The sequence below is a fragment of the Oceanimonas smirnovii ATCC BAA-899 genome (genome assembly GCF_000381965.1).
Classification (GTDB): domain Bacteria; phylum Pseudomonadota; class Gammaproteobacteria; order Enterobacterales; family Aeromonadaceae; genus Oceanimonas; species Oceanimonas smirnovii.
In genome coordinates, this window is sequence record NZ_KB908466.1 from 92,573 (window position 1) to 102,446 (window position 9,874).

Consider the following 9,874-nt stretch of genomic DNA (forward strand, 5'->3'; position numbering starts at 1 on the left):
TATTTTTGATTTTTATCGGACCAGGTTAGCACGTTGGGAATGATGAGGAGAGTGGATAAATGTTTGCTTTGTGGCTGAATTTGTTGGGATTCGCTTCGCTCATCACAACCTTCGAGCGGGATTAAAAAACGGCGCCAAGAGTGAACTCTGGCACCGTTTTTATGGCCCCCCTGCCTTCGCGGGGGTGACGGAAGCGTGGCTTACTTCCTGGTCGCGGCCTTCATCTCTTTTACAAAGGCGGTAAGGGCGTCTGTCATGGCCTGGGGCTGGTCCAGGTGCTGCTCAATGATCTTCACCACGGCGGAGCCGGAGATGGCACCGGCAGCACCGGCGGCAATGGCGTCGCGCACCTGCTCGGGGCTGGAGATCCCAAAGCCGAGCAGCGACGGCGGCGCGTCGTACTTGGCCAGGGTGGCCAACAGGGTGTTCACCGGCGCGCCGGCCCTGGTTTCGGTGCCGGTGACACCGGCGCGGCTCAGCAGATAGGTATAGCCGGAGCCAGCCTGTGCAATCGCCTTGAGAGTAGCTTCACTGCCGTTGGGCGGGGCGATATAAATACTTTCAATACCGGCCTTGTCGGCGGCAGCCTTGAAGGGGCCGGCCATTTCCAGTGGCACGTCGGCCACCAGCACAGAGTCTACCCCGGCGTCGGCGGCGCGGGAGTAGAAGCTGTCCATGCCCGGTGCGTATACCAGGTTGGCATACACCAGCAGGCCAATAGGCAGCTCGGGGTATTTTTCCCGCACCTGTCTGAGCATGTCAAAGCAGGTTTGTGTGCGGGTGCCGGCTTCCCGGGCGCGCAGGGTGGCAGCCTGAATGGTGGGGCCGTCGGCCACCGGATCGGAGAAGGGAATGCCCAGCTCCAGCGCATCGGCACCGCCGGCCACCAGGGCGTCAATCACCTTGAGCGACTGCTCAGGCGTGGGGTCACCCAGGGTTACGAAGGGCACAAAGGCCCCTTCATTGGCGGTGTTCAGGCGCTGGAACAGTTGCTGGTAGCGGCTCATTTCATTTCTCCTTTTTGCTCCAGAATATCGGCCACGGTAAAGATGTCCTTGTCGCCACGGCCGGACAGGTTAACCACCAGGACTTGTTCTTTTTCCGGCTCGGCTTCGGCCAGTTTCAATGCATAGGCCAGGGCGTGGGACGACTCCAGCGCCGGAATAATACCTTCGTTACGGGCCAGGGCCTGAAAAGCATCCAGAGCTTCATCATCGGTCACCGACACATACTGAGCCCGGCCGGTAGTGGCCAGGTAGGCATGTTGCGGGCCAACCGAGGGAAAATCGAGGCCGGCAGAGACGGAGTAGGACTCTTCCACCTGACCGTCGGTGTCGTGCATCATCAGGGAGAGCATGCCAAAGAACACGCCCTTGGTGCCTTCACCCAAAGTGGCACCGTGTTCGCCGGTTTCAATACCCTTGCCCGCCGGCTCCACGCCAATGAGTTTGACGTTTTCTTCTTCAATAAAGTCGGCAAACATGCCAATGGCGTTGGAGCCGCCGCCCACGCAGGCGATGACTGCATCGGGCAGGCGCGCTTCGTGCTCTACAATTTGCACCTTGGCTTCTTCGCCAATCATGCGCTGAAATTCCCGCACTATGGTGGGGAAGGGATGGGGGCCGGCGGCGGTGCCCAGCATATAGTGGGTGGTGTCATAGTTGGCGGTCCAGTCGCGCAGCGCCTCGTTACAGGCGTCTTTCAGGGTAGCGGAGCCGGCATGCACCGGTATTACCTTGGCACCCATCAGCTGCATACGAAAGACGTTGGGCTTTTGCCGCTCGCAGTCTTTGGCACCCATATAGACGATGCATTCCATGTCCATCAGCGCGCAGGCCAGCGCCGTGGCCACGCCGTGCTGGCCGGCACCGGTTTCGGCAATAATGCGTTTTTTGCCCATGCGCTTGGCCAGCAGCGCCTGGCCCAGTACCTGATTGGTTTTGTGGGCACCGCCGTGCAGCAAATCTTCCCGCTTGAGATAGATGCGGGTCTTGGTGTTGCTGGCTAGATTACGCACCCGGGTGAGCGGGGTAGGGCGGCCGGCATATTCCGCCAGCAGCTCGCGAAACTCGCGGTCAAATTCCGGATCCTGCTGGGCATCCACAAAGGCCTGCTCCAGTTGCAGCAGCGCCGGCATCAGGATCTGCGGCACATACATGCCGCCAAAATCACCAAAAAAGGGGTTAAGTAAGCTCATTTTTGTGTCCTGTGTCCGTAATGTCTGATGGTGGCAAAGGCCGCCTTGAGTTTGGTAGCGTCTTTTTGGCCGGGGGCGCTTTCTACGCCGGAGTTAAAGTCCAGGCCAAGGTAGCCCTGGCTTGCTGCGGTGGCGGCGTTGTCGGGGGTGAGGCCCCCGGCCAGCATGGCAGTGGCCTTGTCGATGTCGTTCAAAAGCGCCCAGTCAAAGGCCAGGCCGGTGCCGCCGCTTTGGTTGCCGACTTTGGTGTCGAACAGCAGCCGGTCGGCGTGCTCGGGCAGAGCCGGCAGCGCATCGCTGACTGCCACCGCTTTCCAGATGGCCACGCCGGGTAGCCGGGCTTTCAGCGCATCTATAATGGCGTCGTTCTCATCGCCGTGCAGTTGCACCGCAGAAAGGTTCAGCTCCTGCGCGGTAGCAACCACCTCGTCTATGGGATGATTCTGAAATACGCCCACATAGTGAAGCGGGGCACCGGCCATTACGCGGCGGGCCTGATCAAGGCTTACGCAGCGGGGGCTTTTGGCCACAAAAATCAGGCCGCCATACACGGCACCGGCATCAAACGCGGCGGCGGCGTCTTCGGGCTGAGTCAGGCCGCAGACCTTGTTGTCACCCAGGATCAGCCGGCGCACCGCCAGTTCCAGATCGTCTTCGGCCATCAGCGAGCTGCCCACCAGAAAGCCGTCGGCATGGGCCGACAGGGCCTTGGTCTGGCCGTGGTGATAAATGCCCGATTCGGAAATCACGATACGGTCGTCGGGGATCAGTGCCGCCAGCCGTTTGGTGCGGTCGAGATCGATGCTGAGGTCCCGCAGATCCCGGTTGTTGATGCCAATGACCCTGGCGCCCAACTTCAGGGCGCGGGCCACTTCATCTTCGTCGATCACTTCGGTGAGCACACCCATGTTGAGGGACTCGGCCACGGCGGCAAGGGATGCATATTCTTCGTCATTCAGTACCGACAACATCAGCAGAATGGCGTCGGCCTGGTAATGTCGGGCCAGCTTGATCTGGTAAGGGTCGATAATAAAGTCCTTGCAGATCACCGGCTGGGTGACCTGGTTGCGCACTTGCGTGACAAACTCAAAACGACCCTGAAAGTATTTCTCGTCGGTGAGCACCGAAATGGCCGAGGCGTAGCGGCCATAGACGCCGGCAATGGCGTCCAGGTCGAACACTTCGCGAATCAGGCCTTTGGACGGCGAGGCTTTTTTGCACTCCAGAATAAAGGCCGGCTTGCCGGCGGCCAGGGCCTCGGCAAAGGGGCGATCACTGGGGGTGAGGCCGGCTTCAAAGCTTGCCAGCGGCTGGCTTTGCTTGCGCGCTTCCACCCAGATTTTTTTGTCGGCAACGATTTTGCCGAGCACTGTATTCAGCATTGACTCAACTCCGCCAGTTGTTTGGCTACATCCATGGCACGGCCGGATCTTAACACGGACAGCGCCCGCTCCACGCCCTGCTTGAGGTTTTCCACCTGACCGCTCATTACCAGCAGCGGTGCTACGTTCATGGCAATCACGCTCTGCTGCGCCAGGGTGCCTTCGCCGGCCAGCAGTGCCTCGGTGATCAGGCGGTTTTCTGCCGGTTCACCGCCTTCAATGGCGCTGATATCATGACGCTCCAGCCCCAGCGCTTCCGGGGTGATGTCATATTCGGTGATGTCACCCTTATTGATCTCGGCAATGTGAGTGCTGCCGTGAATGGCAATTTCATCCAGACCACTGCCGTGCACCACCATGCCGCGCTCAAGGCCCATGGCCACCAGGGTGTCGGCAATGGGGCGCACCAGTGCCGGGCTGTAGACGCCAAGCAGCATAAAGCCGGGGCGGGCCGGGTTAATGAGCGGGCCCAGCACGTTAAAGATGGTGCGGGTTTTCAGGGCCTGGCGCACCGGCATGGCATGGCGAATGCCGCCGTGGTAGTGAGGCGCAAACAAAAAGCACACATTGGTGTCGTCCAGGCAGCGACGGGCCTGTTCCGGATTTAAGTCCAGGCGAATGCCGAGCTGCTCCAGCAGATCGGACGAGCCGGATTTGGACGACACGCCCCGGTTGCCGTGCTTGGCCACCTTGATGCCGCAGGCGGCGGCCACCAGCGCCGAGGTAGTGGAGACGTTAATGGTGTTCATGCCGTCGCCGCCGGTGCCCACTATGTCACAAAAGGCATAGTCGGGGCGCGGAAAGGGTTTGGCAGCGGCCAGCAGAGCGCTGGCGGCACCGGCGATCTCGTCGGAGGTTTCACCTTTCATTTTTAATGCGGTCAGCAGGGAAGACAGCACTATCGGATCCATATCGCCGCTCATCACTTGCTCAAACAGGGCGTGGGCCTGTTCCCGGCTGATGTTTTCGCCCCGGTAAAGTTGCTCCATGGCCTGGCTCATGCGGCATTCTCCTTGTTGCTGATAAATGTCAGGCTCTGGGCCAGCAGGCGAGCCCCGTCCGTGGTCATAATGGATTCGGGATGAAACTGAAAGCCCAGCACCCGGTTGGCCTTGTCCTGTACCGCCATGGTCATGCCGTGAAAGTCGGCAATCACTTCCAGGCCGGCGGGAATATCGGTGCCCACCAAAGAGTGGTAACGGGCCACCGGCAGCGGATTGGCAAGGCCGGCAAAGGCACCGTCACCGCTGTGGCTGATCATGGAGCTTTTGCCATGTTTGATTTCACCTGCGCTGGTTACTTTGCCGCCGTAATGCTCTACCAGCGCCTGATGGCCAAGGCAGATGCCGAGAATGGGAACATGACCCAGACATTCCTTGATGAGTATCGGCATATTGCCGGCGTCACTGGGCTTGCCCGGACCGGGGGAGAGCACCAGCACCGGGTTGTCGGCCTGCTCCATGGCGGTCAGCAGCTGGGCCACCGGCACTGTGTTGCGGTAAATGTTGACGGTGGCACCCAGCGAGCGGAACTGATCCACCAGGTTGTAGGTAAAGGAGTCGTAGTTGTCGAGCAGGAAAATGGTCTGGCTCATGGGCTCACCTCCGCCAGTGTGGTGCCGTGGGAAAGAGCGATGGCATTGAGCACTGCCGCCGCCTTGTTGCGGGTTTCGTCGGCTTCTGCCTGCGGATCCGAGTCATACACCACGCCGGCACCGGCCTGCACGTGGGCCTGACCAGCGCTTACAAAGGCGGAGCGAATAACAATACAGGTGTCCATGTCGCCCAGGCCGTTGACATAACCCACGGCACCGCCGTAGCTGCCCCGGCGCTGGCCTTCTACCTCGCGAATAAGCTCACTGGCGCGAATTTTGGGCGCGCCGGTCAGGGTGCCCATGTTCATACAGGCCTGATAGCCGTGCAGGGCGTCGAGATCGGCACGCAGAGTCCCTACTACCCGGGACACCAGATGCATCACATGGCTGTAGCGATCCACGCTCAGCAGATCTTTTACATAGCGGCTGCCGGGCTCGCTGATGCGGGCAATGTCGTTGCGGGCCAGATCCACCAGCATCAGATGCTCGGCGGTTTCCTTTGCGTCCTGGCGCAGGTCCAGCTCAATGCGGCCGTCCAGATCCAGGTTGATGCTGCCATCGGGGTTGAAGCCCCGGCGGCGGGTGCCGGCAATGGGATACATTTCCACCTGACGGCTGGCATGGTCAAACTTTACCGAGCTTTCGGGGCTGGCACCAAACAGAATAAAGTCTTCATCGTTCACATAGAACATGTAGGGGCTGGGGTTGGTCTGCTTGAGCGTGCCGTAGGCCGCCAGCGGGCTGGGGCAGGGCAGGGTAAAGCAGCGCGAGGGCACTACCTGAAAAATGTCGCCGGCCACTATATTGCCCTTGAGCCGCTCCACATCGGCGCGGAATTCGGCGTCGCTTTTGCTGGCTTTCACCTTGCCGGTTAAGGTTGTATTGGCTGCAGGGCGGCTGTGGCGCTCGGCGCAGGCAGCAGCCAGTTTGTTCAGACGTTCCTGCAGGCGCGTTTGTTCGCCGGCATCAAAGGCGCAGGCGGCCAGATGGCATTGCTCGTTGACGTGATCCAGGGTGATCAGGGTTTCCGCCAGATAAAAACAAAAGTCGGGGCAGTGGTTAATGCCCTCGGTCACGTCGGGCAGACGCTCGGTGGCGGCAATCAGATCGTAGGCAAAGGTGCCGGCCATAAACAGATGCTGCTGGCCGCGGTCGGCGTCAAAGCGGGTAAGAATAAGACGTATGGTTTCCAGCACTGAAGGCGCTTTCAGGCGGCTGTCTTCGTCCAGGTTGGCATCGGCTTGTGTCAGGGGCACGGTAAGCCGGGTGTCGCTGCGTTCGCCGCCCAGTTCGCTGTGAACCAGCGCCAGTGCCGGCAGGCCGTTGGCATTCAGGGCAGTGAGCGTGACGGTGCGGCCGTGGCATACCAGACGCACACAGGCGTCGAGCATCAGTAAACTTTGGGTGCCGGCCTTGGTGTCAATTTCGGCAGACTCAAACAGCAGGCTGTTATCGCCGGGCTGGCTGAGGGCGGCGTATAACGCCAGAGGATCATCGGTATAGGGTGCATCGTGCAATAAAACGTGGAGCTGACCTTGCGCCATTGGGTGTTCCTTTTTAGTTAATGCTGATCATCAGGAATCTGTCTGATGACCTGGCTGGCAATGTCGTCGTCGGTAACAGACGCGAATGCCGGTAGTGGTTCAGACCGGTTGTCGGATTGCCATCGCCAAAAATTCATAAAGGTCGGTTTCATCGCGTTACCTTTTGCTGGATAATAAAAAAGCCCGCATAGTTGCGGGCTTTCATGTTTCGCTGAGACTGTTAAGCGCACACAGCAAATCACACCCGCGTCAGGGAGTGTGCCACCACCAAATGGTAATAGTGGAAATTTGCTGAAACATGCCGCTCATCTCGCTAATCGAAAAACTGGATATAGTTAAACGATTTTTGCGGGTTCAAGTCAAGTCTGAACACAGGATTTTTTATGCGTATCGATCTGCACAGCCATTCTACTGCCTCTGACGGCAGCCTCACGCCGGCTGCACTACTGGCCCGGGCTGCCGAAAAAGAGGTGAATGTGCTGGCGCTGACCGACCACGACAGTACCGCCGGGCTGGCGGAGGCGCAGGCCGCGGCCAACGAGCACGGCATACGCCTGATAACCGGGGTGGAAATCTCGGCGCTGTGGGAGCACAAGGAAATTCATGTGGTAGGTCTGAACCTGGATCCGGGCCATGCCGGTCTGGTGCGATTGCTGGGCGAACAGGCAGCACGCCGTGATGCCCGGGCCCGGTTAATGGGGGAACGGCTGGAAAAGGCCCGCTATCCGGGTGCCTATGAGGGGGCCAAAGCCCTGGCCGGTGACGCCGCCATTACTCGCACCCACATGGCACGCTGGCTGCTGGAGCAGGGCGCGGCCGACTCCATGGCCAAGGTGTTTAAGAAATTTATCAGCCGGGGTAACACCGGCTATGCGCCACCGGACTGGTGCTCATTGCATGAAGCCATCGGTGCCATTCAGGCGGCGGGGGGCGTGGCGGTGCTGGCCCATCCCACCCGTTACGACTTGTCCAACAAGTGGATAAGAAAAATGTTAACCGCCTTTGCCGAGGCCGGCGGTGATGCCATGGAAGTGTCTATGGCGCAGCAAAGTCCGCACGAACGTGCCACGCTGGGTAAGTGGAGCCGGGAATATGGCCTGGATGCATCCGTGGGCTCCGACTTTCATTTTCCCAGTCAGTGGCGGGAGCTGGGCCGCCAGTTGTGGCTGCCCAAAGAAGCCACTCCTGTATGGGAACGCTTTTTATAAATCATTCCGGGAGGAATCATGAGTCAGTTTTTTGAAATTCATCCAGAAAATCCTCAGCCACGGCTGATCAATCAGGCGGTGGCCATAGTGCGCCAGGGCGGTGTGCTGGTGTATCCCACCGACTCGGGCTATGCCATCGGTTGTCTGGTAGGCGACAAGAACGCCATGGAGCGTATCTGCCGCATTCGCCAGATCGACAAGGATCATAATTTCACCCTGGTGTGCCGCGATTTGTCCGAGCTGTCGGCCTACGCCCGGGTAGACAATACTGCATTCCGGCTGATGAAAAATAACACGCCGGGTGCCTACACCTTTATTTTGCGGGCCACCAAGGAAGTGCCCAAGCGGCTGCAGAATCCCAAGCGCAAAACCATAGGTCTGCGGGTGCCGAATCATGCTATCAGCCTGGCCCTGCTGGAGGCGCTGGGTGAGCCACTGATGTCCTGCAGCCTGATATTGCCCGGTGAAAGCGAGGCAGAATATGATCCCTTTGAAATCCGTAACCGGCTGGAAAAGGTAGTAGATTTGATTATTGATGGCGGTGTGATCGATTCACGGCCCACCACAGTGGTGGATCTTTACGATGACACTCCGGTGATCGTGCGCGAAGGTGCCGGCGATATCACCCCTTTTGAATAAGTGAACAAAATGACTGAAAAATTGCAAAAAGTGCTGGCCCGCGCCGGCAAGGGCTCGCGCCGGGAAATTGAAGCCATGATCAGCCAAGGCCGGGTGAGCGTGGACGGCAAGATAGCGGTGCTGGGCGACCGGGTCACCGGCAGCGAGAACATTCGTCTGGACGGTCATGTGGTGGAAACCCAGGCCGAAAGCGATATCGTGTGCCGGGTGCTGGCCTACCACAAGCCGGAAGGTGAGGTAAGCACGCGCAAGGATCCGGAAGGCCGCCCTACTGTATTTGATCGTCTGCCGCGGCTGCAGGGCGCCCGCTGGGTGGCGGTGGGCCGGCTGGATGTGAACACCTCCGGTTTGTTGCTGTTCACCACAGACGGCGAGCTGGCCAACCGGCTGATGCACCCGCGCCATGAAATTGACCGTGAATACGCGGTGCGGGTGTTTGGTGAAGTGGACGAAGCCATGCTGCAGCGGCTGCGCAAGGGCGTGATGCTGGAAGACGGCGAGGCCCGCTTTGACACTCTGAAATACACCGGCGGCGAGGGCATGAACCTCTGGTTCCACGTTACCCTGAAGGAAGGCCGCAACCGGGAAGTGCGCCGGCTGTGGGAGTCTCAGGGCATGCAGGTAAGCCGGCTGATGCGGGTACGTTACGGCAAGATTGAAATGCCCAAAAACCTGCCCCGGGGCGGCTGGGCCGAGCTGGCGCTGGATCAGGTGAACTACCTGCGCAAGGAAGTGGGACTGCCGCCGGAGCAGGAAAGCAAGGTGGATGTCAACGCGCCAGACCGTTTCAAGCAGGTAGCCCGCATTCGCAAGGCGGTGCGCAAGCACAACACCCGTGTTAAAGGGGCCGGCACCGGCGCAGCCCCTAAAAAACCGGCTCCCACCGGTGCCCGTGGCCCCAAGCCGGGCCAGCGGCAAAAGCAGAAGCGCAAAACGCGGATGTAATCTTCGAACCCCACCCTGACCCTCCCCTTGCCAAGGGGAGGGAACCTGGCCGCGGTTGTGATTCGCTACGCTCATCGCCAACCTTGTATGTTGAACGCACAGGAATTGATAGAGTTAAAACCAGTTACCGGGGAGGCCGTCCCAACCTGGAGGCAGTGTTTACTGACCTCGTGCGTAGATTGGCCCCCCGCCTCATTGCCTATCTCGAAGAGTATCAGGAAGCCATCAAGATGGACTTCGCATCACAAGGTTGAGACTGCATGAAGTGCGAGGTCGGGGAACCGGTGATAATTGTGAACCATAGCGAGGCGAGAGGAAAGGGAATGAGTGTATTTGTCGGCATTGATATTGCTGCTCAAACGTTT

At 59.5% G+C, this 9,874-nt stretch carries 9 protein-coding genes; 3 read left to right on the forward strand and 6 right to left on the reverse strand.

Annotated elements, in window-relative coordinates:
* Nucleotides 1–200 precede the first annotated feature (200 nt).
* Genes trpA through G364_RS0113145 form a run of 6 tightly spaced genes read right to left on the reverse strand, consistent with a single transcriptional unit; the run spans nt 201 to nt 6,717 of the window.
* Nucleotides 201–1,007 (reverse strand): tryptophan synthase subunit alpha, encoded by an 807-nt coding sequence (gene trpA, locus G364_RS0113120; RefSeq protein ID WP_019935606.1) that lies wholly within the window; start codon nt 1,005–1,007, stop codon nt 201–203.
* The gene (gene trpB, locus G364_RS0113125) at nt 1,004–2,197 is read right to left on the reverse strand and encodes a tryptophan synthase subunit beta (RefSeq protein WP_019935607.1); all 1,194 of its coding nucleotides are present in this window, start codon (nt 2,195–2,197) and stop codon (nt 1,004–1,006) included. The genes trpA and trpB overlap by 4 nt, the downstream gene beginning before the upstream one ends.
* Complete coding sequence (gene trpCF / locus G364_RS0113130; RefSeq protein ID WP_019935608.1) at nt 2,194–3,579, reverse strand: bifunctional indole-3-glycerol-phosphate synthase TrpC/phosphoribosylanthranilate isomerase TrpF; 1,386 nt, start codon at nt 3,577–3,579, stop codon at nt 2,194–2,196. Before trpCF ends, trpB begins: the two co-directional genes overlap by 4 nt.
* Nucleotides 3,573–4,580, reverse strand: a complete 1,008-nt coding sequence (gene trpD, locus G364_RS0113135; RefSeq protein WP_019935609.1) for an anthranilate phosphoribosyltransferase — start codon at nt 4,578–4,580, stop codon at nt 3,573–3,575. Before trpD ends, trpCF begins: the two co-directional genes overlap by 7 nt.
* Nucleotides 4,577–5,173 (reverse strand): aminodeoxychorismate/anthranilate synthase component II, encoded by a 597-nt coding sequence (locus tag G364_RS0113140; protein WP_019935610.1) that lies wholly within the window; start codon nt 5,171–5,173, stop codon nt 4,577–4,579. Before G364_RS0113140 ends, trpD begins: the two co-directional genes overlap by 4 nt.
* A complete protein-coding gene (locus tag G364_RS0113145) occupies nt 5,170–6,717 on the reverse strand; it encodes an anthranilate synthase component 1 (RefSeq protein WP_019935611.1) in 1,548 nt (515 codons plus the stop codon). The genes G364_RS0113140 and G364_RS0113145 overlap by 4 nt, the downstream gene beginning before the upstream one ends.
* A 383-nt stretch (nt 6,718–7,100) precedes the next feature.
* On the opposite strand from G364_RS0113145, the gene rnm reads away from it, so the two are divergent.
* From rnm to rluB, 3 genes are read left to right on the forward strand one after another with little or no spacing between them, the layout of a single operon-like run.
* Nucleotides 7,101–7,925, forward strand: a complete 825-nt coding sequence (rnm, locus tag G364_RS0113150; protein WP_019935612.1) for an RNase RNM — start codon at nt 7,101–7,103, stop codon at nt 7,923–7,925.
* Between the two features lie 18 nt (nt 7,926–7,943).
* A complete protein-coding gene (locus G364_RS0113155) occupies nt 7,944–8,564 on the forward strand; it encodes an L-threonylcarbamoyladenylate synthase (protein WP_019935613.1) in 621 nt (206 codons plus the stop codon).
* Nucleotides 8,565–8,573: 9 nt separating this feature from the next.
* On the forward strand, nt 8,574–9,509 hold the full coding sequence (rluB, locus tag G364_RS16590) for a 23S rRNA pseudouridine(2605) synthase RluB (RefSeq protein ID WP_040614648.1): 936 nt from the start codon (nt 8,574–8,576) through the stop codon (nt 9,507–9,509).
* Nucleotides 9,510–9,874 lie beyond the last annotated feature (365 nt).